Here is a 25,213-nt window from a genome sequence, read left to right as displayed (position 1 = left end):
GGTTATTCCTCCGAGCTCTCCTCCTCCTCCAAGAATTCCAACAGCCCATTGAGGGGCACATCCACCCATTCCGGCCGATTGTCTAGCTCGTAACGAAGTTCGTAGAGCGCCTTTTCCAAGGTAAACAACTCAATCAAATAGTGGGCGTGTTCCGGGTCTGCAGGATAAGAGGGACAACCCGCAGCCGCTTCACCATAGCCGGTCAAAAAACTCTCCCCTACCTGCTGCTCCCAGGTTTTGACCAAGGGAAGAAGTAACTCCCGATCCTCAGGGCGCTCCACGGTACAATGGCGCAGCGCCACGGCAGTGGCATAATTGAAAGAACGCAACATGCCGGCCACATCCCGCAGCGGTGAATGCTTGATCCGGCGCTCGGCTAAGGGGCGAGCCGGCTCCCCTTCAAAATCAATAATGACAAAGTCATCTTCCGCTACCAACACCTGCCCCAAATGGTAATCACCATGATAGCGGGTCTTGGCGGCACGCCACTGGGAAGGAATTAAAGCAAGGCGCTGTAGTAAGGTCTCTTTGAGGGCTAAAAGGCAATCCACCTCGGTACGCAGCGGTTCAGAAAATTCCTGCCTACGCTGTTCTAGCATCTTTAAAGTCTGCTCAATGTCCTTTTCAATATGCTTTTGCCAGGAGTCTAAATCGGCGGAGCTTATGGGTTCCGGATCAAAAGCCGGATTCCCTGTCTCCTTCGCCAATGCCTGATGCAACTCTCCTGTGCGCTGCCCCAGGATTCGCATCATTCTCAGGTAATTGTTATGAGTCTCGTCAAGCTCAATGGCCGCTTCCTCAAGAGGTTTTGCCAGACTGTTTTCCAAAAAGCGCTCCAAATAATCCACTGTATAAGCCCAGGCATCCCCCTGGTTAGGGACAAAACCTTGTAATAGGGCCAAGGTCATTGGCGCTCCCTCAGGGCCCAGAGACTCCAAAGTGCCTGCAAGAGGGACAATGTTAGGAAAGGGCGATACTTCCGTGAGAAAATGCCCCATCTCCTGTTCTGGATTGATGCCTTCCTGCAAATGACGGTAAACTTTCAAAAACAACCGATTATCCAAGATTAAGGTGCTATTGGTGCCCTCCATAGCTGGGCGCCACAGCTGCTGCACGGGGGCATCGCCCGTCAATTTTTCAAAAGCAGCAGTAGGAGAAAACTTTAGTTTTCCGGCTCCAAAGGGGAGCTCCCGATGCTGTCCCATTGCCGCCACTAATGCCCGGCTAAAGCTCACATCCGCTAAAGCATCATACAGAATGCCAATACGGGCTTGCCGCCGAATCTTGGCGATAGTGGAAGGCAACAAGCGGCGTATAGGCTCCTCATCACCCTCCCCCCAGGCAATGGCTAAGGGGATAAAATAAGACTGGGCTTCAATATCGGCAAACTCGACCCTTACCTGGGCAAGCAACCAATTGCCTGCTGCTTCTGTCCATTCTTCCATCTGCTCCAGCCGTACACGCTCTACCCCCTCTCCTTTAGCGGCAAACCAGCGTTGCGTTATCAAAAAATCCCGTAATAGGTGCTCTAATTGGCCACACAGCTTTTCGGACATCCGCTTACGGGGGGGATCGACGCGGCTAGGAAACAAACTATCCCAGCCTTCAAATAACACTAATACGGGCAGTTCCAACGGTGGCAGACGCTCCTCGTGCCAAGAGGGTTCCTCCACATCCGTGGCCAACCGGAACCAGTAAAATCCATGGCTTGGTAAGGTCAACAAATAGGGCAATTCGCCAATGGGAGGAAAAGGGGTGTGCCCCATCATCTCCAGCGGCACGCGCCCCTTAAAACGGGAGAGGTCCAACTCCACCGGCTGAGCATAACGGGACAAATTGGCAACACATAAGATGGATTCACCCCCATACTCCCGCACATACGCCAGGATCTTGCGATTTCCCGGGCGGAGAAATTTGAGCGTACCGCGCCCAAAAGCCTTAATATTCTTGCGCACCGCCAGCAGGCGCTTCATCCAGTTGAGAAGCGAGGACGGAGCCCGGCTCTGGGCTTCCACATTAACGGCCTCATAGCCGTAAATGGGGTCCATGATAGGCGGTAGATACAAGCGCTGGGGATCCGCTTTGGAAAACCCGGCATTACGGTCTGGACTCCACTGCATGGGCGTGCGTACGCCATTGCGATCACCTAAATAAATATTTTCCCCCATGCCAATCTCATCCCCATAATAAATAATGGGCGAGCCGGGCATGGAGAGGAGCAGACTATTCATTAACTGGATCTTGTCTAGATCGTTGTCCATTAACGGCGCTAGGCGCCGCCGGATACCCACATTGACCCGCATGCGAGGGTTGGTGGCATAGGTCTGATACATGTAGTCCCGTTCCTTGTCGGTGACCATTTCCAAGGTAAGTTCATCATGATTGCGCAGAAAAATCGCCCACTGGCAGCTCTCCGGAATGTCCGGAGTTTGATTCATGATCTCGGTGATGGGATGGCGATCCTCTTGGGCAATCGCCATATACATCCGCGGCATGAGAGGAAAATGGTAGGCCATATGGCATTCATCGCCGTCACCGAAATATTCCCTCACGTCCTCCGGCCATTGATTAGCCTCCGCCAAAAACATCCGGTGCCGATAGTGATTATCCACTACCGCCCGCATCTGTTTAAGCACCTCATGGGTTTCAGGAAGATTCTCGTTGCTGGTTCCCTCCCGCACACAAAGGTAGGGAATGGCATCCAAGCGCAAGCCATCGACCCCCATATCCAACCAAAAACGCATAACCCGAATCACCGCCTTCACCACCTGGGGATTGTTATGGTTAAGATCCGGCTGGTGAGAAAAAAACCGATGCCAATAATAGGCCTTAGCTACCGGATCCCAGGCCCAGTTGGAGGTTTCCGTATCGGTGAAAATAATCCGGGTCTCGGGAAATTTTTGATCGCTATCACTCCAGACATAAAAATTCCGTTTGGCCGAACCGGGAGGCGCCTTACGGGCAGCCTGAAACCACTGATGTTGCTCCGAGGTATGGTTGATGACCAGTTCAGTAATGACCTTTAAGCCGCGGCGGTGGGCCGCCCGCACAAAATTCCTAAAGTCTCTCCGGGTCCCGTAATCTAGATAGATATTGCGGTAATCGGCAATATCATAACCATCATCCCGCAGCGGAGAAGGATAAAAGGGCAATAACCAGATCGTATTCACCCCTAGATCCTGGATGTAATCCAGTTTCTGGGTAAGGCCCCGGAAATCTCCCGTACCATCATTATTACTATCCAAAAAGGCCCTTACATGGAGCTGATAGATAATCGCATCCTTATACCAAAGCGGGTCATCCTGCCAGGTCAATTCTTCCCCTTGCTGGTTCATAGGCCTCCTGTGACTACATAAAATAATCGAAGTCCCGCTCAGTCCGTACCCGACGGCGCAGTCGGAAAATATAAGCAGGGATAAACTCGGGATTGAGTTTTACATAATTGCGTGAGCCATGCCAAAGGTAGCGGGTATCACTGAGCAAGTCGTGCACCTGGTAAGGAAGGTCGGGTTCAATCCCCAGACTCTCCAAAGGCAATTGGACCCAACCCGACTGGGTATGATAGGCATCTAAATTTACGACTATCAAAATGATATCGGCAAGATCTTCGGTCCATTTGCCATAGCAAATCAGCTGTTCATTATCCACCGGATAAAAATGTAGATTCCAATCCGATTGCAAGGCAGGGTGGTGTTTGCGGATTTGGTTCACTCGAGCGATAAAATCCTTAAGGCTATCGGAGCGATCAAGGTCCCAATGCCGAAGTTGATACTTTTCAGAGTTCAGGTACTCTTCGCTGCCTGGCTCCCGAGGCGTGTTTTCCATCAATTCATAAGCAGGCCCATAAATACCGTAGTTCGCCCCTAAAGTAGCCGCCAGAACCAAGCGGGTCATAAAAGCTGGCCGCCCTCCAAACTGCAGATATTCCGTTAGAATATCCGGTGTATTGGGCCAAAGGTTGGGACGGAAATATTCCCGTAATTCAGTTTGGGTAAGCTCAGTGAAATACTCTGTCAATTCCCATTTGGTGTTTCGCCAAGGGAAATAATTATAGGATTGGGTGAAGCCCAGCTTAGCAAGACGGTACATGACTTTAGGACGGGTAAAAGCTTCAGATAAAAAGAGAGTATCCGGTTGTACTTTCTTCACTTCAGCAATGAGCCACTCCCATAGGGGGAATGGCTTGGTATGGGGGTTATCGACACGAAAGATATGCACTCCCTGCTCAACCCAGAACAGAAACGCGCTTTTTAACTCATCCCACAGGGGCTGCCACTGCTCAGTCTCAAAATGAAAAGGATAGATGTCTTCGTATTTTTTAGGCGGGTTCTCCGCGTATTGCACGGTATTATCGGGACGCCAACGAAACCACTCCGGGTGCTCCTTCACATAAGGGTGATCCGGCGCACACTGAAAAGCGATGTCCAGTGCTATTTCAATACCATATTCACGCGCTTTGGCCACAAAGTGGCGAAAGTCCTCTAAGGTACCTAATTGGGGGTGAATAGACTTGTGTCCCCCTTCTTCTGCCCCAATGGCCCAGGGACTACCCAGATCCTCCGGATTAGGAATAAGCGTATTATTTTTACCCTTGCGATTAATGCGTCCAATGGGATGAATAGGTGGTAGGTAGAGCACATCAAATCCCATGGCGGCAATATAAGGTAAACGGGCCTCGCAAGCTTTAAAGTGGCCATGCTGACCGGATTCCGGCGAACAGGAGCGGGGAAACATCTCATACCAGGCGCTAAACCGGGCCCGCTCCCTGTCCACTACCACCTCCAGTTCTCTGTGATAGCGAGTCGCGAACCGTCGATCAGGATAGTCCGCCATTAGTAAAGCCACTTCTTCGTCAAGGGCGGTATCCAGCCGTTTCCCCAGATCCCCTTCACCACTCAGGATTTCTGCCCAAGTTCTAAGCCGCTTAGCGTCTTCTTCCTTGGCACGCTCAGCCGTTTCTGCCAGCAAACGGGCTCCTACCTGAAGTTGGAGGGCAATATCCTCTGCTTGGACCCGTTTGGCCAGGTCATGGCGCCAGGATTCAAAGTGATCTACCCAGGCAATGAGCGTGTAGCGATAGCGGCCCACCTCGGTGACCCGGAATCCTCCTTGCCAGCGGTCGTTACCCACAGGCTGCATCGGGACTTCACACCAAGAAGACGCCCCTTCCGGTCGGTATTGCAAAAAGCAGCTTACCGTATCATGGCCATCGGTAAAAACGTTCGCCTCAACCCCCACCGCTTCCCCTACTGTTCGCTTGATGGCAAAACGGCCGCCATCAATCTCAGGCTTAACTCCTTCGATAACCGCTCGGTTTCTACCATCTTCCCCTCGCATTGTGAAGAGCCTCCTAATTGCCGCACCGTCTCAGAAAGGAAGTGGGCTACAATAGTCTTTAATCTTTCCCCAATTCAGGATTTACTTTACCCACCGCACCTAGACTAACTGCCCGTTCTTGAAAAACGAGACGCTTAGCGGCGGCACTGTCAACATCAGGGAATTCACTCTTCCATGGGCGGGAAAGGGGACTGCCTCAAGGCCCCCAAAATTTCCGTGTCCTGCACCTCCGTAAACCTCACTATCACTGTTGAGCGCTTCTCTCCAGTACCCTCCCCGAGGAACACCAATCCGATAATTCGTTCTGAGAACCGGAGTAAAATTACAGACTACCAGGACCATATCCCTGCCATTTTTATCTTTTCTGATAAAACTAATGATGCTTTCCTCCCAAGCATGGCAATCAATCCATTCAAAACCTGCGGTTACAAAATCTTGCTCATACAGGGCCGGCTCAGCGCGATACAAATGATTAAGATCATTGATCCAACGCTGGACTCCCTGATGAGGAGGATTTTGCAGAAGATGCCAATCCAAGCTCTGGTCATGATTCCATTCCCGTCCCTGAGCAAATTCCCCGCCCATAAATAACAATTTCTTCCCTGGATGGCCATACATATAACCAAACAGCACCCTTAAATTAGCAAACTTCTGCCACTCATCACCGGACATTTTACCGAGAAGAGACCCCTTCCCATACACCACTTCATCATGGGAAAGAGCAAGGACGAAGTTTTCGGAAAAAGCATACCAAATGCTAAAGATTAGCTGATCGTGATGGTATTTTCTAAAAATGGAGTTTTTGGAAAAATAGTCTAAAGTATCGTGCATCCAACCCATATTCCACTTCATACCAAAACCAAGCCCACCCACATAGCTCGGTCTAGAAACCATTGGCCAGGCCGTTGATTCTTCAGCAATGGTCTGTACATCGGGATAGCTCCCATACGCGGCTTCATTAAGTTCCCTTAGAAAGCGAATAGCCGCTAAATTCTCCTTCCCTCCATATTCGTTAGGAATCCATTCACCTTCTTGCCTGCCATAATCTAAATAAAGTATCGAGCTTACCGCATCTACTCGAATTCCATCGATGTGATATTGTTCTAACCAAAATAGTGCACTGCTCATGAGAAATGCCCTGACCTCATGGCGATCATAGTTAAAAATATAACTACTCCATTCCCGATGAAATCCTTTTTTAGGATCAGCATGCTCAAATAAATAAGTGCCATCAAAATAGGTTAATCCATGGGCATCATTGGGAAAGTGTGAAGGAACCCAATCAAGGATGACACCAATGCCGTTTTGATGTAGATGATCAACAAGGTACATAAAATCCTGAGGCGTTCCATATCTTGCCGTAGGGGCAAAATAGCCAGTTGTCTGATAACCCCAGGAGCCATAAAAAGGGTGTTCCGTCACCGGTAGAAACTCGACATGGGTAAATCCCATGCTCTTGACATATTCCGCTAATTTCTCCGCCATTTCCCGATAAGTCAAAGAGCGGTTATCCTCCTCAGGCACCCGTTGCCATGAACCTAGGTGAACCTCATAAATGGCCACCGGGGAATCAAGGCTATTGGCTTGATGTCTTGTGGCCATCCATTCACCATCCCCCCACTGGTAATCCAGATTCCATACCCGAGAGGCTGTTTGAGGTGGTGCCTCCCAGAAAAATGCAAATGGATCGCCCTTATCGATCTGATAATTCCGATACCTTGATACGATTCGATATTTATATCGAGTTCCAGGGGAAACTCCGGGAATGAATCCTTCCCAAATACCCGAGCTGTCGGGTCTTTGTTTGAGGACATGGGTTTCAGAATTCCATTGGTTGAAATCACCGATGACTGAAACCCGTTCTGCATTGGGGACCCAGAGAGCAAAATATGCTCCTTTAACCCCTTCTACAGAAATAAGGTGAGCGCCTAACTTACGATAAAGTTTAGTGTGAGTGCCTTCCTTAAAAAAATAGATATCCTGTTCAGTTAGCAGGCTGACATCGTGCCTGACTGTTTCTGCCCTCTCTCGCCCTCTTGGCCTTACCACTATTTGACCTCCTTAAATGGCCAATCCAAACCAATACCGAATAGCAGTCCCCTGCGATAAAGCAGAGCGCTTAATAGACCACTACTTACATCATTGTAGACTCTTATAGTTCAAGAATAGGGATCTGACTAGTCGCCAGTGGGGCTTAGAGGCCGCTTCAGCGGGGTTCCGTTAAAAAAACAGCGGGTATCACAAGTTCCCGTCGGCACTATTAACAAATAGGTGAGGTGAGAAAAAGCTGGCCTGAAAAATCCAGGCCAGCTTGTAGAGTTCCTAGTCAACCGCTTAAACGGCTCCTTCAGGCTGTCTTCCTGGTTTTTGGAGCAGCCCTACTGCGAAAGACATTTCTTTCCAATTTTGGCTATATCCTGCCCTTCGAAAGGAGTAGTCGCTCCAAGACACGAGCCATCATCCTCGAGGTCCTGATCACAAACTTCTCCTTTTACCATTACAGTGACTTCCTCATCGGCGTAGGTACGGCCTATGCCTGCTGTATAGAAATGGCAGGTTAAATCCAGAAATCCATCTTGAATAGGATTGATACCGTCGCACGGGAATAAGTTTGAATCACAGGAAGTACCCACAGACTCGCTATCAAAGGAGCCACGATCCGAGAAACTACATTGAAGACCTTTACCGACTATTTTGATTTCTGCATCACCAAGTCGCAAAGTAGAAAGCACAATACGGCTAACATCAAGCCCCTCTTGGCCCCAAATTAATACCGGGGTAGATGCTTTTTGAGAGTGGGTGCAGACGTTGAGGGGATTGGGATAGCTCTCAGGGTGGATGTTGATGCCAGTGTCAATATTGGTTGGCTCGAGTATAATAGAGGTATCAATCCTAAAGTTAGACTCGGTCGTGTGCCGCTCTGCAAAAAAGAGATCAAAATTATAAGTTTCGCCTATAATTAGCCCCAATGTATCCAGATCCACGGATCCACTCGCTGCAGAATGTACACCGCCGATGTCAACCGCCAGCTGATCGTTGATAAATACCCACAGATCATCATCACCTGTAAAGCTAAAAGTCTCACCTCCCTGATAAGTAAACCGGGCGTGGAGTTCAAAGGTAAAATGGTAATTGTGGCTTCTTCCCTGGTTCCCAAAAAGCTGGTTATCGATTGGGAAAAAAGCGTTGCTTGAAAAAGTGTAGACTGTTGGGTCAGAAGTGATCGTATTATCCAAGACGATTGTGAGGGGATTACTTAAATTGATGTCACGAATATTCCGGTACCACTGATCGAAATTTTCTTGACCATGGGTCATACCACAATTTGTACCTCCACACCCATCATAGACAGGTTTCCCATCAGTACCTAAAGTTGAGGCCACAATTCCAGTCACTACCCCGCTGATTCCATCCTCAAAATCTGGGTGGGTATCATAGAAGTCACGAACCGTACCAGTTAAAGTGATGGTCTCGGCTTCCACTGGAGCTGTAATGCCAGTAACGAATATTAGGGCAATTACAGCCGTCATATATATTTGTGAATATTTCATTTTTACTTCTATCTCCTGAACTAGATAAGAGAGAACCGAGCACCAAAACGTGAACTCGCGATTGGAAAATATCTTATTTTTCTAAAATAGTTAGATTTAGATTAGCGCCCTTAGATTTTTTGGTTGCCAGATCTAATTAATCTTCAAAGATAATTAGGAAAAAAACTACGAACGCTTTCACAAATCCAATAACGCTCTCACAAATCCAATAATGTCAAGAAATTTGATTCACTTGGGATCAACGTACTAACTTGGATTTTTATCACCAAGATAGCTCAAATAGGAAGGTGAGTAATCTCAGCCCGTTAGGAGAGACTGGTAGAGATATCGGGAAATAAGTAATAATAATCTTATTTGGTGGGTACGACGCTAACACGCCTTAACCCACCCTGTTAAAAAAATAGCGGCTACTCAAATAATGTTCGCAAGCTAGCAAAAAATTCTCCTCTTAGGGAACCTGCTTCCAATCGGGAGCGCTCAAAGAAAATCTCTAGATCTTCTATTTCCCCTTGGTCCAACCAAATACCATGACAGTGAGGGCAAACATCAATCATCACTTGCGAACAGCGGGCATATTCACGGGCTTCCATCTCCTTATTGCACTGGGGGCATTGTAGTCTCCGGCCCGTCTTCTGCTGTGCTAATTCATAGGCCTTGTAACCGAGATCAGGAATCCGCGCAAGTTCTTCTGAATAATTCCGTTCTTGAGTCTCCTGAATGGCCTCCAATTCTCCTTTACCAAGCCACATACCACCACAGCTGGGGCAAGCGTCTACTTTGATGTTGTCTTCATATCTTTTTGACTGAAGTTCAGTGTGATCTAGTGGGCATCTCATTAATTAACTCCTCATTTTTTTAACGCAAAATGAATCTCTTATGTCTCTATCGCTGCCTGTACTTTGTAAAGAAGTCCCGGTATTTCTTCCAAGAATGAATCAATATAGTCCTTCGATCCCCATGCTTTCTCTAAAGTAAAGAGATTCATAAGTGTGGTTCGAAAGACCATTATCTCATCATCACAACCCACCCAACCTTCACTGCGTCGCTGCTTCAACTCTTTTGAAGAAACAAAATAATCCCCCTTAATGCCAAGTTTCTGCTCCAGGAAGAGCTTGAGTATTTCAGGATTATAATTGGCGTAGCTAAACTCGGTGTGGGAAACAATAAAAGATCGGGTTTGGACGGGACTTTCTGGATGGATGGAGAATTCTTGATACAATTTCTGGGAAAAACGATTCATAATATCGAGACGATCGTTATTAGCCAGATTAAAGCAGTAATCCACTATATTAGTATCGGGCAACACTAGGGGTGTTACAATGAAGTCAGCCTGGATAGATTGAGCCAATAGCAGCAAATGATGATAAAACCTTCGAGCAATTTGGGCAGTATGCCCCAGCAATTTCCCATACCCTCGCTGATCAGGGGGTACGACTCGGTGGGATAGGAAAACAGCTGCTGCGGCAGCGCCTGGTTTGGAACCTTCGAGGATAAACTTACCCAAGTGAATTTCGTTAGGATGGCCTGCCCGGCCCCCCAAAGCATAAGCGGCTTCTTGGGCAATAAGCTCTTTGCTACGGCCATCACGAAAAATCACCGCCCCTGCCGGGTAAGGGACATAACCCAGTTTATGGGGATCCACAGTAATGGAATCGACCGCTCCCAGAGCAGCAAAGCTTTGGTGCACTTCAGATGTTGGCCAGCCGTCATATTCTTTTTGCATTTCCGCAAGACTTCTCAACTCGCCGGAAGGCCTGCGAAAACAGGCGGCCATATAGCCGCCATAGGCACCATCACAGTGGAGAAAAAAACTTAATCCCTGTTCCGCCATTTCTTCGCGCAAAGAAACCAATTCGTACATGGGATCCACCGCACCCTCCTCTGTGCTCCCCACCACACCGATGACCATAATGACTGGCCGTTGCGTATCAAGGGCTTCATATAAGGCTCGCCGGAGCAATCCCCTATCCATGCGGTAATACTTATCAACAGGAATAGGAATCACCTGGCCGCCCCCTATCCCCACGACACCGGCTCCTTTCTGTAGAGAGTAATGCATAGTCTGGGACGCAAAGATAACAGGCGTATTGAGACTATCCCCACCCGTCAGCCGAGAAAAAAAGGCCTGGTCTCCAAGAGTGAGGATAGTATGTGCCTTAAGTTGCTGCACTGCTTCTGCAACGGCCTCTTGGGGTTCCAGCTCAGGATGAGCTCCTCTATAAGCGGCAATGAACTGATCTTTAAGGTCTAGAGTCTCGGTGGGAGTGAGGTTCACTAAATCCCATGCTCCCATGGACTCAAGGGGAATTCGCGTCCGGCTTGCCATCAACCCGGTGACGTTAAGCTCCGCTGCGGCAAAGCGAACGGCAATGGGTAGAAACTTCAAAGCCTTGGCCACCCACAGGGCTTCCAAATTACCCACCGTACCACCAGAGGTGATATGGCCCCAGGTACGGGACAACTCCTGGGGCGTACTTCCAAACCCCAACATTTTAGCCAGCTCACGGCCCACTTCTACTTCAATCAAGGTAGTAATGGGAGAAGCTTCCCAGGAGACATTGTTCGGGTTATAGAGCATGGTGGCAAGATAGCCGACCATTGCAGGCAAGGAAATATCGGCCACCATATGTCCAATATAGCGGGGAGAATAAAAAGGAATATCTGCCTTCAATTCTCCCAAGAGCATAAATAGCTCGCGCTGGAAACGGGCCACAAGGCGTTGATACTCTGCACTAGTCTGCTCTTCCGGTTGAATGGCCGAAAAATCTTCCGGGTGGAAGTTCCTTCGCCAAAAGATGTAGTCCCGAAAGACCTGGAGCAACATTTTTTCGGCCAATTCCCCGTTTTCAGCCTTGGGTCCAAGGAATAAAGCCTTAATATCAATAGGAGTAGTTTCCGTATTTTGCTCGCTAAGCCAAGCTAAATACGGTTCCTTAAAGGAACCATATTGCGGAAGTAAACTGGCGATTTCTTCGGGGATCAAATAACGAAAAAGCCGACTTGAACCCGTTTGACTGAGCTTTTTTCGGCGAGAACTTTCTTTCATGGAAGGCTTTGATATTTTACAGTAAGCGTTGATGGGCTTCGCTGTACTCAATTCATCCTACACATCAAGGAGTTATCCAACCACCCGTTAATCAATTCCGGTAGTATTTTCTGTCAACATATTACAAAATAGCGCCCCCTGTACTAGAGCATCATCTAATGCCACGTGGGTATGGGGCAATTCGTCGAACCAACGCTTCGGAAGATAATGCTTGCCCGTCTTACAGAATTCGCTTTTGCGCATCCCCATCGCATAAGATCTAATATCCAATGCGAATTCACTGAAGGGACGTTGTCCCGTAAAGCGGGTGATATACCAATAAACCCACATAAAATCCCATGAAGCTGGCCAACCTACAAATATAGGTTTTCCGGGTAGAGATTGGACCCAGGCCACGTATTCAGGCATGACCTCCTCCGGCGATCGGGGCTCCCTACGGCAGGCATTCCAGGCTTCCGGGAACTGACTCCACCAGCGCATAGTATTGGGATCGCTTTTAGCCCCTATCAATGTCTTTAAGTTTGCCGAGTAAGTAGCAATCAATGTTTTGTCTGGCAAATAAGCCGCCGAGCCAATGCTCAGCATGGAGTGGGGTCCTGGAATCGGCCCATCTGCTTCAATATCTGTGCTGACATAAATTTCTGGTTGGCGTTTATTCATAACTCTGTCTAATTCAGCCCTACTAGGTGAACTATTCCCGTTATAACGGACAATTATTTATGCACCCCTTTAAATTCAAAAAAGATCCGATAGGCCCGGTGGACCCCCAACCATTCCCTCCCTCATCTTACTAAGTTTGATTTGCGACCCCCATGGCTTTTTTATGAGTATAGACAATGCTTACCACTTTTCTTTGCTTCCCAAAAAGCTCATCTTGCAGGATGTATCTCCTCTGCATAGTGCAAAGTAGCAGACCTTTATCACGCGGGGCAATAGCAACGAAATGCGCTGACTGCAGTTCTAGTGCAGTAGATAAGGCCTAATGCGACCTCCGGCTACTGACAGCACAGTACAACTGCACGGGAATTAGGAATCAGGAAGAGCTTTAGATGACCCGTCCAGATCGCGCTTGAGTCATGGGACCCTCCTCGAGTCAATTAATATTTACATTCTAGCAATAAGTTTCTCCTCCTGACATATTGGGTTTATTTGGTGCATCTTGCAGGAAAGTCTATTCTTTAATATATGAAGGCAGCAAATACAGTGACATACTCTAGATAATTTTCTTCTACAGGTAAAACCATGAAGCATGGGTATGAGCTGGACATCAAAGCAAAAGAAATTGGCCTGTCAGAACCACTCGCCAAACACTTAACTTTGCTAGGAACCTTCCTAGAGCAGGCAATCCGAGACCAAGCGGGTTCCAAAACGCTGAATCTTATGGGAGAACTCCATCGGCTATGCGAGCAAGTGAATGCCAAAGATAGGGCTACCTTGTGCGAAGGAGCCGATATCCAGATCCAGAAACTCAGTCATGATCAAATTGTTTGGTTATTACATGCCTATACCTCCTTCTTCCATCTTGCCAACCAAGCCGAACAACAGGAAATTATCCGTATCAATCGGGAACGGGTACGGCAAAGTAGTATTGACAAACCACGCCCAGAATCCATCGATGAGGCTATCCATCACTTGCAAAAACAAGGCTATACACGGGAGCAAGTCTTAACACTTTTGGGACAACTCGATATCCAACCAACCTTGACTGCTCACCCTACAGAGGCAAGACGCCGTAGCATCTTATTTAAGCAGCAACGTATCAGTGGCTTACTTGCAGAATTAAGTCAATATAACAGCACAACACCGCCAGAAAAAGAGCAAATACTGGATAATCTCTACAACCAAACTGCGCTTTTACTAGCGACTGATGAAGTACGTGCCGAACGTCCTACAGTCAAGCAGGAAATCCACCAAGGACTCTATTTCATGCGCATTGCTATCTGGGAAGTAGCTGTACAAATCTACCAGGATACGCAACGGGCTCTGCAGCAATATTATGATTATGGTGAGGCACCTGATTTTCCCCCTTTTTTACGTTACCGCTCCTGGATTGGTGGCGACCGCGATGGTAATCCCCATGTCACTCCCGAGATTACCCGCTGGACAATCATGACTCATCGAGAAACAGCACTGGGTCTCTACTGCGCCGAGCTACAAGAACTCTATCATGAGCTCAGCCTTTCCGAACGACAAGTGAAGGTTCCCCAAGCCTTGTATCGTTCCCTAGAGCAAGACGCGAGAGAAACCCCTTTAGGCCATAAATTTAGCGAACAGCTACAGCGTGAGCCCTATCGTCTCAAAATAAGCTACATGATGGCCCAACTAGGGAAATTACTAAAACCACCTAATCAGACTGGAACGGGAGAGAATTCTTATAATAGCAAACGTTTTATTGAAGATCTGCAACTGATCAAACAATGCCTTGAAGAGAGTGGCTTTGGAAAAATTTCCCGGCATGGGAAGCTTGGTCGCCTCTTAATACTTGCTAAAACTTTTGGTTTTCATTTAGCCGCACTAGACGTGCGACAACACAGCCATATCCATGAAAAAGCCGTTGCCAATTTATTACAAATAGCGGGAATAACTAGAGATTACTTAGCCCTCTCGGAAAAAGAACGGTTAGCAGTGTTGAGCGCCCAACTACAAAAACCCCATCCGCTCCTCGTACAAAACACCGTGCTTCCTGGGGCCACACAGCAAGTCCTGGAAACTTTCGCTGTTATCCGGGACGCTATCGCCCAGGAACCTGAAGCCATTGGCAGCTATGTCATTAGCATGACTCACACTGTCAGTGATTTGCTAGAGGCGATGCTACTCGCCAAGGAAGCGCAATTGTGGCAGCTAGAGGATGGAAAAGTCATCTGTCCCCTTGATTTTGTCCCTCTTTTTGAAACGATTGAAGATCTAGATGCTGCCGATAAGCGCATGCTTGACCTCCTAAAACACCCTCTTTACCGGCAACAAATCGTAGCGCGGGGCCATTTCCAAGAAATCATGCTCGGTTATTCCGACAGCAGCAAAGACGGGGGGTATTGGATGGCCAATTGGGCTTTGCATAAGGCCCAGAAACGACTGGGAAAGTTATGCCATCAGCAAAAAATCGACTTTCGGTTATTTCATGGCCGAGGAGGGACCGTCGGCCGTGGTGGTGGTCGAACTAGCCAAGCAGCGATCCTGGCAATGCCGCCAGCGGTTCATAATGGCCGTATTCGTTTCACCGAACAAGGAGAGGTGATCTCATTCCGTTATGCGCTACCCCCTATGGCCCGGCGCCATACCGAGCAGATCGTCAACGCGATGATTCAGGCAACCGCTGTTGCAGCCCAATCTGGCGATGAACCCAGTGATGATAGCCACCATGAGCATCTCATGGAGCGTATCGCCCAGCAGGCAATGGGAGCCTATCGCGGGCTTATTAACCAGGACGGATTTTGGTCCTGGTATACCCAGGTCACCCCTATTGAGCATATTAGCCATCTTCCCATCGCCTCCCGTCCCATCTCCCGCACTTCCGCTACAGAGGTGGATTTCAAGAGTCTGCGTGCTATCCCTTGGGTATTCGCTTGGACCCAAACCCGTTATCTTGTCCCTGGCTGGTTTGGCCTCGGCCAAGCATTACCAAAAATAATAGCAGATGAAACACGGCAAGAAACCCTCCAGCAAATGTATCAACAATGGCCTTTCTTTAATACCATAATTGATGATGCCCAGCGGGAGATGGCACGGGCACGCCTTAAAACGGCTTCTCATTACGCCCGGCTAGCTAGCCAGAACAAAACAAGATTCCACGATATGATTGTTGCAGATTTTGAAAAAGCACGAAAAATTATTTTGGAGATTAGTGGACAACAGGAATTACTTGACAGCACCCCCACTATTCAAAAAACCATTGTCTTTCGGAACCCTTATACGGACGCTCTTAATCTTCTTCAGATCGAGCTTATGAAACGCTATCGGCAAGCCCCAGAAAATGAGAAAGAGCTATTGAGGCAAGCGCTTTTTCTCAGCCTCAACGGTATTGCGGCCGCTATGCAAAGTACTGGATAGAAATTAAAATCATCTCTTGATCAATTTAATCTCAAATAACTGGGGCCAGTATTTTCCTGTCACGAAAAGACGATCCTGCTTATTATCGTAGGCAATCCCATTGAGTACACCAGCAGACGAGGTCTGCGCCTCTTTGCTCAGCAATGCTTTGAGGTTTATCCACCCCAACACCTGACCTGTTTTAGGTGAAATCCTTGCAATATAATCGGTCAACCAAATATTGGCATAAATTTCCCCTTTCACATACTCGAGCTCATTAAGGTTGGCAATGGGGATATCGTTGTCATAAACCTTAACGCTCTTTATCAGTTGGAAATTTTCTGGATTCAAGAAATAAAGAGTCGAAGTTCCATCACTCATAATAAGATGTCGATTATCATGGGTGATACCCCAACCTTCCATAGCATAAAGAAATCCATAAAGGGGATTAAAAGTCTTCTTATCATAGACAAATCCAACTCTCCCTTGCCAAGTTAATTGGATTAACTTGTCTTGCCAAAGGGTCAACCCTTCCCCAAAAAAACGACTTGGCAAAAGATATTCTTGCAATATCTTTCCCGTCTCTAACTCTACTTTTCTTAAGGTGGATTTACCCCGTTTCCCCGTACTTTCATATAGAACCCCCCTATTAAAGATTAATCCTTGCGTGAAAGCATGGGGATCATGGGGATAGCTATTAATGATTTGGTAGCTATAGACAGGAGAAGCGGAGTTTAGGGGAACTTTGGTTCTAATCCAATCTAAAGAATGAGCACTCCGAGTCACAGATACTTCAGCCTGAGTGCGTTCAAAGAGACCTATCACTGCCAGCCACAAAATCAAAAAGGTAGGCCATCTAAGAACAGAATTCATTTAAATTACATTACAAGCTGGCTTAAAATTAATCTGATAAAATCATTCTCTAACTGACTGAGGTCCTTTAATACGAATCGTTTTATCTTTTATGTTTTCTTTTTTATAGCTCTGTCTCCGATAATAGCTAGCATCGACTTCATCCCATAAGACTACCCACATTTTAGGCTTATGAGGGGCCAGTAGGCATGCCCTTTTTATCATTGAGATTAGAACCAAATCATCCATGGGTGACGATAACTTAACTAGATGAATCATGCCGCCCTATTAGCTAGCATAATAAAGATGATAGGTGCGAGCCTTTGCTATTCACTAAAACTTTAATAGAATTATATCAAAGATGGTGCCAAAACTTATGTTATTGTTATCTAATACACTTATTTCAAAATAAAGATAATAAATCAAAAATTTCATATAATTTTTGTATCATCTAGTTAACATAATTACAACCAAGGAGATGGTGAATATCAGGAAAGCATTAATAAATGGAGATAAAAACGGATAGATATAAAATGTATCGACTTTTTAACAACAAGAGCCCAGGTTTTAGAGGGACTAATCCTGCCTTGATCTGCCCAAAACCGCAATGAGTGAGGCTATAGTAAAGTTCAAGGCAAATAGTATATCCACCTAAACTGGATAGGCATTTTCTTTACTCCCTCGCTTCAGGAAGCGCATCGCAACTGGTCAGAAAAACGTACTGCCTTCAAAAAATTCTCAGCAATTTTTACCAGCGTCATGTACCCCCCCCATTCTTAATGGCTAATGTATTTAGCCTTAGCAGATAGATATTCCGGCCTGCATTCTGCGCTATTTTCCCCCTGCCTTGTAACTTTTCCGTCAAATTACCGTCAAATCTGATATTGATATAGTCTATTCTTCTATTCATATCTGATTTAAGGGTGAACCTTATGGGAAACCTGAAACAGTGGTTAATCGACAAGGTCACCGGCTGGCTGGTCAAAGAAATCAAGCCACAATCTGAACGTGCTCCGCTGGTGCACTTCGAACGGCTAGTCGAAGAATTACGACCTGGCGACGTCTTATTGGTCGAAGGTCATACTCGGATTAGTGATATTATCAAGCTTATCACCCAGAGTCCTTGGACCCATTCAGCCCTTTATGTGGGCCGCCTATGGGATATTAATGATTCCGAACTACGTGCCCATATTGCACGCCATTGTGAAGTGGAAGCCCATGAACCTCTCCTGATTGAGGCTCTGATTGGTCAAGGTACGGTTATCAATCCGCTCACCGAATACCGCCACGAGCACCTTCGAATCTGCCGCCCTAGGGGGCTTTCTCGTATGGATGCTTGGCGGGTCATTAGGCATGCCGCAAACCGCCTGGGCCATGATTATGATGTGCGTCACCTCCTAGACCTAGCTCGCTTTCTATTTCCTTACAGTATCTTGCCACGACGCTGGCGTTCAACGCTATTCGTATTGGCGCCGGGCCACGCCAAGCGCACTATTTGTTCATCCATGCTAGCCGAGGCCTTTGATGCAGTTCATTTCCCTGTCCTGCCTATTGTGCAAAGGCTTGATAATGGTAAGCTGCGTTTCTATAAGCGCAATACCCGCCTGTACACGCCACAAGATTTTGATTTTTCACCTTATTTTGATGTGATCAAACATCCCTTGTTTGGCCTTGAAGAACTTGCTGCCTATCGCAATTTGCCTTGGGTGCATGGGACCATGGTTCATACTGAATATGACGTCGGCTCTCAGCCCCAGCCAACCACGCCACAAACCCCAGCACGTACTACCCGCTCTAGTGCTTTGAATTGGTTGGCGGGAGTCTTCCGCTTAAACAGTAAAACGGACGGATAACACATTGTGTTTTTTATCCAAAAAAAATCTGGTTGTCACGGAGGAAGCACGAAACCTGAAGGGAAGTCATCGTAGAGAATAACCGTCCGATAAAATTAATAAAAATATGGAGACAAACATGGAACAAGGTGGACAACGCTCCCTGCCCCGACCAGTTTACGTCATTGATGGCAATCGGACTCCATTCCTCAAGGCTCGGGGCAAACCTGGTCCCTTCACGGCGGCGGACCTAGCGGTCGCCGCAGGTCGCCCGCTACTGGCCCGCCAATCCTTTGAACCCGAGGTGCTGAGCGAGATCCTTCTGGGCTGCGTCATGCCCGGCCCGGATGAGGCCAATATTGCCCGGGTTACTGCCTTACGCTTAGGGATTAATGAACGGGTCCCTGCCTGGACCGTACAACGCAATTGTGCCTCCGGCATGCAAGCCCTTGATTGTGCTGCTCTTGATATCGCCAATGGCCGTGCGGACCTGGTATTGGCTGGCGGTGTGGAAGCCATGAGCCATGCGCCGGTATTGCTGAGTCGGCCCCTGGTGGATTGGTTAGGAGACTGGAATCGGGCCCGGAATTTCAGTGCTCGTTTACGCCTACTGGGGCGTTTACGTCCCTACCATCTACGCCCTATTATCGGTCTATTGCGGGGACTCACCGATCCCGTGGTGGGGCTTTCCATGGGACAAACAGCGGAGGTCCTCGCCCACCGCTTCGCCATCGACCGCCCGACCATGGATGCTTACGCCCTTGAGAGTCATCAGCGCTTGGCCCATGCTCAAGAGAGTGGCTGGTTAAGCGAGGTGAGCCCCCTGTTCGCCTCCAATGGTCAGCTATTTGAACACGATGATGGGCTACGCCGCGACACTTCAATGGCCCAACTTAGCAAGCTCAAACCCGTTTTTGACCGCCCCTATGGCCTGGTCACCGCAGGCAATAGCGCCCAGGTCACGGATGGGGCTTGTTGGCTACTACTAGCTTCAGAGCAGGCCGTTCACCAATATCAACTTCCAGTCATGGGGCGCATTATAGACAGCCAGTGGGCAGCGCTAGATCCAGCCCAGATGGGACTGGGGCCTGTACACGCCACAACCCCGTTGCTGCAACGCCATCAACTCAGTCTTAATGACCTGGATGTGTGGGAGTTGAACGAAGCCTTTGCCGCCCAAGTCCTGGCCTGTTTGAGGGCCTGGCAGGATCCAGACTACTGCCGCAGTGAACTCGGCTTGGCAGAAGCCCTGGGCGAATTGGATCGAAATCGGCTCAATGTGGATGGGGGAGCCGTCGCCTTGGGTCACCCGGTCGGTGCTAGTGGTGCTCGCATTGTACTGCATTTGCTGCATCTCTTGGAGCGTCTCAATGGCCAGCGCGGTATCGCCACCATTTGCATTGGTGGAGGCCAAGGCGGTGCTATGCTATTAGAGAGGGGGTAAGTGAATGAATAACAATAAAGATTGGTATGCGGAAAAAGATACCGATGGCATCGTCTGGCTACACCTTGATCAAAGCGAAACGAAAACTAATGTACTATCCAAGTTCGTATTAGAAGCCCTAGATCAGCAATTAGCCCAATTAGCCACGGAAAATCCCAAAGGCTTAATCATCCTTTCTGACAAGCAGCAAGGCTTTATTGCCGGGGCGGATATCACCGAATTTACCGCACTTCGTGAGGTAGCCGAAGCCCGAACCTGGGTGCAGCGGACCCATGAAATCTTTAACCGCTTGGCCAATCTTCCTTTTCCTACTGTCGCCCTTATCCATGGCTATTGTCTCGGAGGGGGGTTAGAACTGGCCCTTGCCTGCCGCTACCGGGTGGCGGCAGATAACCCAGAAACTCAACTCGGATTACCTGAGGTTAAGCTTGGAATCCATCCCGGTTATGGCGGCACCGTGCGCCTCCCCCCCCTTATCGGGACCCTTCCCGCCCTGGAGATGATGTTAAGTGGGCGCAGCCTCAGTGCTCGTGCTGCAACGCGCCTAGGGCTGGTTGATCAAGCCGTCCCCTCTCGTCATCTTCAGCGAGCTGCCCGCGCCCTCATAGAAAAATCACCTCCTCCCCATCGCCCCCCTTTTTGGCAACGACTGATAGGGCAGCCGCCACTGCGACGGCTCGTTACCAAAACATTATGCTCTCGCCTGGAAAAACGGGTCAACCCCACTCACTACCCCGCCCCTTTCACCTTATTAGAACTATGGGAAAGACAGGGAGGCACCACCGAGCAGCGCCTCGCCGCTGAAGCCGAATCCCTTGCCTCCCTCCTGACCAGCGAGACGGCAAATAACCTTATCCGGGTTTTCCTCCTCCAACAGCGACTCAAATCCCTAGGAAAACAGGGTATTTTTAAGCCTCAGCGGGTTCATGTAGTGGGCGCTGGGACCATGGGGGGGGATATCGCAGCCTGGTGTGCCCTGCAAAAGCTTCACGTCAGCCTCCAGGACCAATCTCCCGAACGTATTGCTCCCGCCATTAAGCGCGCCCAGGGATTATTTGAGAAACGCCTCAAAAGTCAGCGCCCGATCCAGGCCGCCATGGATCGGCTGATGCCTGACCCGAGGGGGGAAGGACTCGCCAAAGCCGATGTGGTCATTGAAGCCATCTTTGAGAATGTAGAGGCCAAACAATCCTTGTTTCAAGCTATTGAGCCTAAGCTAAAAGCAGGGGCCTTAGTGGCTACCAATACTTCTAGTATTCCCCTGGACACCCTGGCTGAGAGCTTGCCCCAACCGGAACGCCTGGTAGGGCTCCATTTCTTTAATCCCGTCGCCAAAATGCAATTGATCGAAGTGGTGCGGGGAGAGACCACGGAGACCGAAGAGATGGAACGGGCTGCGGCCTTTGCCCGCCAGATTGGCCGCCTCCCCTTGCCCGTGAAAAGCTTACCGGGGTTTTTGGTTAACCGGGTGCTCACCCCTTATCTCCTGGAAGGCGTGCGCCTGCTTAGTGAAGGCGTGCCTGGGCTAGTTATCGATCAGGCTGCCGTCGATTTCGGCATGCCCATGGGCCCCATTGAGCTTGCGGATACAGTGGGACTCGATATCTGCCTCTCGGTGGCTGAAAGGCTGAGGCCCGCCGAGCAAATCCCCCAAGAACTAAGCCTTAAGGTTCAACAAGGACAGCTGGGCAAAAAGAGCGGGAATGGATTTTATCGCTATAAAGGGGGAAAACCGGTAAAACCCCAACCTCCACGGGAATACCAGGTTCCTGGGGAACTGACTGATCGATTAATTCTCTCCATGATTAACGAAGCCGTCTCCTGCCTCCATGATCAGGTCGTAGAAGACGCCGATCTACTCGACGCCGGCATGATCTTTGGCATTGGCTTTGCCCCTTTCCGGGGGGGACCCCTCCACTATGTGCGCGCCCAGGGGGTAGCAACAATCCAGCAACGCCTCCAGGAACTAGCCACTCAACACGGTACCCGGTTTGCTCCCAGCTCAGGATGGAAGGCGTTGTAGGCTATGGGGAACAATCTCAATCACCTGATCTCCCTAGAAACTGCAGGTACTCTAGCAGGGCTGTTTCGAGAACGGATACAGCGAACCCCCGAGGCTGTCGCCTATCGACATTTCGATCCCGCCGAGGAGGCATGGCGAGAGACTACCTGGGCTGAAATGGCCACCGAAGTGGCCCGCTGGCAGGCGGCATTATCCAAGGAGGAATTAAGCCCGGGGGACCGGGTCGCACTGATGCTCCGCAACTGCCAGGAATGGGTGTGCTTTGATCAGGCCGCCCTGGGTTTAGAACTGGTGGTGGTACCCCTCTACATCAATGATCGCCCTGACAATGTCCGCTATATTTTGAAAAATTCCGGAGTCAAACTGCTTTTGATCGAAGGTCACCATCAATGGCAGGAAATAAAGCAATGGTGGGCATTACGCAAACTAGTACGGGTCGTCTCCTTGAATCCCCTTGATGAAGCCCGCGGACAAAAACGCCTCTGCGACTTAAAAGATTGGCTGCCCGAAACGGCAGATAAATTCTACACTGAGCCCGCCAACCCTGACGCCCTAGCCACTGTGGTTTATACTTCCGGAACTACCGGGGTGCCCAAAGGCGTTATGCTGAGCCACCGTAATATCCTCTGGAATGCCTACAGTAGCTTGCAGAGATCGCCCGTATATCCCGATGACCTATTTCTCTCTTTTTTGCCCCTCTCCCATGCCCTAGAGCGTACCCTGGGTTATTATCTGCCCATGATGGCAGGGGCCTGCGTGACCTATGCCCGTTCCATCACCAAATTGGCTGAAGATCTGGTCACCATCAAGCCTACAGCCCTGGTGAGTGTTCCCCGCATCTTCGAGCGCATCCGTAACAAACTCCACCATGAGCTCCAAGAAAGAACCCCATTGGAACGAGCCCTGTTTAGGCTCACTGTCGCTGCCGGGTGGCGCCAGTTTAATTACCAACAAGGACAGGCCCATTGGCACCCCCTCTGCCTTTTGGCTCCCCTCCTACAGCCACTCGTAGGCCGTCGAGTTTTAGCCCAACTCGGGGGGCACCTCCGGATCGTCGTTTGTGGAGGAGCCCCCCTGGCCTTCGGTGTCTCCCGGGAATTACTTGCCCTGGGACTACCGCTTATCCAAGGATATGGGCTTACCGAGGCCAGTCCCGTGATCAGCGGAAATTCCTTGGGCGACAATGATCCCAAAAGCGTCGGCACCCCGCTGCAAGATGTAGAGGCCCGTATCGGGGAACATAATGAATTATTAGCGCGTAGCCCCGGGGTCATGCTAGGTTATTGGGATAACCCTAAAGCCACGGCCGCAGCCATTGACAAGGAGGGTTGGCTACATACCGGTGACCAGGCCCGTATTGAGCAGGGGCGTATCTATATTACCGGGCGCATTAAGGAGATTATCGTCCTGGCTAACGGCGAAAAAGTCCCTCCTGGAGAAATGGAAGCGGCCATTGGCGCTGATCACTTGTTCGATCAAGTCATGGTCATTGGCGAAGGGAAACCCTACCTAAGTGCCCTGATCGTATTAAATCCAGAACGCTGGGCCAAGCTTGCCCATGATTTAAATCTTAATCCCCAGCAAAAGGAATCCCTCAAACATCCTGCTGTAATCGAGGCGGTACTGAGGCGAATTGAACAACATACCCACCAATTTCCCGGCTATGCCCGCATCCGCCAGGTCGCTTTGACACTGGAACACTGGACCGTAGAAAATGGCCTTGCTACGGCGACCCTCAAAGCCCGCCGCAAGCAGGTAGTCCAGCATTATCGCAACCAAATCAGCGCCTTATATGAGGGACATTAATTAAATGACATTACCACAGGATCGTGAACCGTCGCTCCGCATTCTAGCCCGACCTACGGACACCAACGCCTCGGGGGATATCTTCGGCGGCTGGCTGATGTCCTGGACGGATATTGCAGGTAGTATCGTCGCTTTCCGCCGCGCCCGAGGCCGGATAGTGACCGTGGCAGTGAAGGATTTTAACTTTATCCAACCTGTTTACGTGGATGACCTGGTGAGCTTTTATGCAGAAGTGATTAAGGTGGGCCATACGTCTCTCACCGTAGAGGTCATTGTCTATGCCGAAAGGAATCGGGCGGAGGATACGTGCGAGCAGGTTGCCTCAGCCCACCTTGTTTATGTCGCCCTTGATGAGAACCGCCATCCAAGACCCGTGCCCACTATCGATAATTAGAAGGAAACCTATGTCCTGCAATTAGGGGCTGCGAGAGGTTGTGGGAGCCTCAAAGGCTTTATGCTCCTGACCTTCCATAATGGGCTTCAAAATAATCTCAACTCGGCGATTAAGTTGCCGTCCTGCCGCGGTGGCATTGCTTGCGCGGGGCTGACTTTCACCTTCCCCATAGATACTCAAGCGCGGCGATGGAACCCCCTTCCGCTCTAAATAGACAGCCACATTTCCGGCACGTCGTACCGACAAATCCAAATTGTATTCCTCCGATCCAGTGCTGTCCGTATGCCCGATCACATGGACCACTGTTTTATTATATTTTTGCAAGACATTGGCGATTTTATCCAAAGTAGGCAGGAAAGCCGGTTTTAAAGAGGCGCTATCATAATCAAAGGAAACTTCGCTAGGAATATCGAGCTTCAAGCTCTCGTCCTGCAGCCGCTGAATCTCTAACTGATGGCGACGCCTCTCTTCAGCTAATGCGGCTTCCATCTCCCGTTGCTGATCATCCATATAGCCCACAGCCGATCCTGTTAATCCACCAGCCACCGCACCTGCTAAAGCTCCCCAGCCGGCACCGCTGCCCCCATCAATAGCCGCGCCAATAGCAGCACCGGCAGCTGCACCACCCGCCGTTCCCACCGCAGCTCCTTTCTGCGTATTGCTATACCGACTATCGACGGCACAAGCCACCACTCCCATGCTAACGGCTAAAATAAACCATAATGGTTTATGAGTTATACCTTCATTCATCACATTTATCCCTCCTCTATTATGTATTATGGGGATGATATAACAGAACCCTGTCTGGGGCTTGGATAAGTTTCGTATATAAAACTTTACAGATCCGGTACGGACCTCACCGTTTATTTAAATTAAATCAAATTGTAAATCCCTCAGCTACT

General features: G+C 49.2%; 15 protein-coding genes. 6 read left to right on the top strand and 9 right to left on the bottom strand.

The window, feature by feature from the left end:
• Positions 1 to 2: 2 nt before the first annotated feature.
• The 7 genes from treS to E3U44_RS09635 form a co-directional block, all read right to left on the bottom strand.
• Positions 3 to 3,335: a maltose alpha-D-glucosyltransferase gene (gene treS, locus E3U44_RS09665; RefSeq protein WP_134357939.1), complete on the bottom strand. Its 3,333-nt coding sequence runs from the start codon at positions 3,333 to 3,335 to the stop codon at positions 3 to 5.
• Between the two features lie 13 nt (positions 3,336 to 3,348).
• Entirely contained in the window at positions 3,349 to 5,337 is a 1,989-nt protein-coding gene (locus tag E3U44_RS09660; protein ID WP_134357938.1) for an alpha-1,4-glucan--maltose-1-phosphate maltosyltransferase, read from the bottom strand.
• Between the two features lie 99 nt (positions 5,338 to 5,436).
• A complete protein-coding gene (gene glgB, locus E3U44_RS09655; protein WP_134357937.1) occupies positions 5,437 to 7,386 on the bottom strand; it encodes a 1,4-alpha-glucan branching protein GlgB in 1,950 nt (649 codons plus the stop codon).
• A gap of 329 nt (positions 7,387 to 7,715) precedes the next feature.
• On the bottom strand, positions 7,716 to 8,888 hold the full coding sequence (locus E3U44_RS09650) for a fibro-slime domain-containing protein (RefSeq protein WP_134357936.1): 1,173 nt from the start codon (positions 8,886 to 8,888) through the stop codon (positions 7,716 to 7,718).
• 407 nt (positions 8,889 to 9,295) lie between these two features.
• Positions 9,296 to 9,724 (bottom strand): TFIIB-type zinc ribbon-containing protein, encoded by a 429-nt coding sequence (locus E3U44_RS09645; RefSeq protein WP_134357935.1) that lies wholly within the window; start codon positions 9,722 to 9,724, stop codon positions 9,296 to 9,298.
• Positions 9,725 to 9,762: 38 nt separating this feature from the next.
• On the bottom strand, positions 9,763 to 11,934 hold the full coding sequence (locus tag E3U44_RS09640; protein WP_134357934.1) for a pyridoxal phosphate-dependent decarboxylase family protein: 2,172 nt from the start codon (positions 11,932 to 11,934) through the stop codon (positions 9,763 to 9,765).
• Between the two features lie 87 nt (positions 11,935 to 12,021).
• Positions 12,022 to 12,594 (bottom strand): exonuclease, encoded by a 573-nt coding sequence (locus E3U44_RS09635; RefSeq protein WP_134357933.1) that lies wholly within the window; start codon positions 12,592 to 12,594, stop codon positions 12,022 to 12,024.
• A gap of 582 nt (positions 12,595 to 13,176) precedes the next feature.
• Here E3U44_RS09635 and ppc point away from each other — a divergent pair.
• Complete coding sequence (ppc, locus tag E3U44_RS09630) at positions 13,177 to 15,981, top strand: phosphoenolpyruvate carboxylase (RefSeq protein WP_134357932.1); 2,805 nt, start codon at positions 13,177 to 13,179, stop codon at positions 15,979 to 15,981.
• Between the two features lie 9 nt (positions 15,982 to 15,990).
• On the opposite strand, the gene E3U44_RS09625 is transcribed toward ppc, so the two are convergent.
• Positions 15,991 to 16,833 carry a glutaminyl-peptide cyclotransferase gene (locus E3U44_RS09625; protein WP_134357931.1) on the bottom strand — a complete coding sequence of 281 codons (843 nt, stop codon included), beginning with the start codon at positions 16,831 to 16,833 and terminating at the stop codon, positions 15,991 to 15,993.
• A gap of 911 nt (positions 16,834 to 17,744) precedes the next feature.
• Here E3U44_RS09625 and E3U44_RS09620 point away from each other — a divergent pair.
• From E3U44_RS09620 to E3U44_RS09600, 5 genes are all read left to right on the top strand, one after another.
• Positions 17,745 to 18,665: a YiiX/YebB-like N1pC/P60 family cysteine hydrolase gene (locus E3U44_RS09620; protein WP_134357930.1), complete on the top strand. Its 921-nt coding sequence runs from the start codon at positions 17,745 to 17,747 to the stop codon at positions 18,663 to 18,665.
• 118 nt (positions 18,666 to 18,783) lie between these two features.
• Positions 18,784 to 20,088, top strand: a complete 1,305-nt coding sequence (locus tag E3U44_RS09615) for an acetyl-CoA C-acetyltransferase (protein ID WP_134357929.1) — start codon at positions 18,784 to 18,786, stop codon at positions 20,086 to 20,088.
• 4 nt (positions 20,089 to 20,092) lie between these two features.
• Positions 20,093 to 22,111 (top strand): 3-hydroxyacyl-CoA dehydrogenase NAD-binding domain-containing protein, encoded by a 2,019-nt coding sequence (locus E3U44_RS09610; protein WP_134357928.1) that lies wholly within the window; start codon positions 20,093 to 20,095, stop codon positions 22,109 to 22,111.
• 3 nt (positions 22,112 to 22,114) lie between these two features.
• Complete coding sequence (locus tag E3U44_RS09605) at positions 22,115 to 23,917, top strand: AMP-dependent synthetase/ligase (RefSeq protein ID WP_134357927.1); 1,803 nt, start codon at positions 22,115 to 22,117, stop codon at positions 23,915 to 23,917.
• Positions 23,918 to 23,921: 4 nt separating this feature from the next.
• Positions 23,922 to 24,311: an acyl-CoA thioesterase gene (locus tag E3U44_RS09600; protein ID WP_134357926.1), complete on the top strand. Its 390-nt coding sequence runs from the start codon at positions 23,922 to 23,924 to the stop codon at positions 24,309 to 24,311.
• Between the two features lie 21 nt (positions 24,312 to 24,332).
• Here the strand turns inward: E3U44_RS09600 and E3U44_RS09595 are convergent, their stop codons facing one another.
• Positions 24,333 to 25,061 carry a YiaD family glycine zipper/OmpA-like lipoprotein gene (locus E3U44_RS09595; RefSeq protein WP_134357925.1) on the bottom strand — a complete coding sequence of 243 codons (729 nt, stop codon included), beginning with the start codon at positions 25,059 to 25,061 and terminating at the stop codon, positions 24,333 to 24,335.
• Positions 25,062 to 25,213 lie beyond the last annotated feature (152 nt).

Source organism: Nitrosococcus wardiae, from assembly GCF_004421105.1.
GTDB classification, from domain to species: Bacteria; Pseudomonadota; Gammaproteobacteria; order Nitrosococcales; family Nitrosococcaceae; genus Nitrosococcus; species Nitrosococcus wardiae.
Note: the sequence above shows the minus strand (reverse complement) of the source record. Positions and strands in the feature narration are given on the sequence as shown.

Coding starts and splice junctions, on each gene's coding strand:
- treS (WP_134357939.1), bottom strand. CDS start 3,335: ATGAACCAGCAAGGGGAAGAATTGACCTGGCAGGATGACCCGCTTTGG.
- E3U44_RS09660 (WP_134357938.1), bottom strand. CDS start 5,337: ATGCGAGGGGAAGATGGTAGAAACCGAGCGGTTATCGAAGGAGTTAAG.
- E3U44_RS09650 (WP_134357936.1), bottom strand. CDS start 8,888: ATGAAATATTCACAAATATATATGACGGCTGTAATTGCCCTAATATTC.
- E3U44_RS09645 (WP_134357935.1), bottom strand. CDS start 9,724: ATGAGATGCCCACTAGATCACACTGAACTTCAGTCAAAAAGATATGAA.
- E3U44_RS09640 (WP_134357934.1), bottom strand. CDS start 11,934: ATGAAAGAAAGTTCTCGCCGAAAAAAGCTCAGTCAAACGGGTTCAAGT.
- E3U44_RS09635 (WP_134357933.1), bottom strand. CDS start 12,594: ATGAATAAACGCCAACCAGAAATTTATGTCAGCACAGATATTGAAGCA.
- ppc (WP_134357932.1), top strand. CDS start 13,177: ATGAAGCATGGGTATGAGCTGGACATCAAAGCAAAAGAAATTGGCCTG.
- E3U44_RS09625 (WP_134357931.1), bottom strand. CDS start 16,833: ATGAATTCTGTTCTTAGATGGCCTACCTTTTTGATTTTGTGGCTGGCA.
- E3U44_RS09620 (WP_134357930.1), top strand. CDS start 17,745: ATGGGAAACCTGAAACAGTGGTTAATCGACAAGGTCACCGGCTGGCTG.
- E3U44_RS09615 (WP_134357929.1), top strand. CDS start 18,784: ATGGAACAAGGTGGACAACGCTCCCTGCCCCGACCAGTTTACGTCATT.
- E3U44_RS09610 (WP_134357928.1), top strand. CDS start 20,093: ATGAATAACAATAAAGATTGGTATGCGGAAAAAGATACCGATGGCATC.
- E3U44_RS09605 (WP_134357927.1), top strand. CDS start 22,115: ATGGGGAACAATCTCAATCACCTGATCTCCCTAGAAACTGCAGGTACT.
- E3U44_RS09600 (WP_134357926.1), top strand. CDS start 23,922: ATGACATTACCACAGGATCGTGAACCGTCGCTCCGCATTCTAGCCCGA.
- E3U44_RS09595 (WP_134357925.1), bottom strand. CDS start 25,061: ATGAATGAAGGTATAACTCATAAACCATTATGGTTTATTTTAGCCGTT.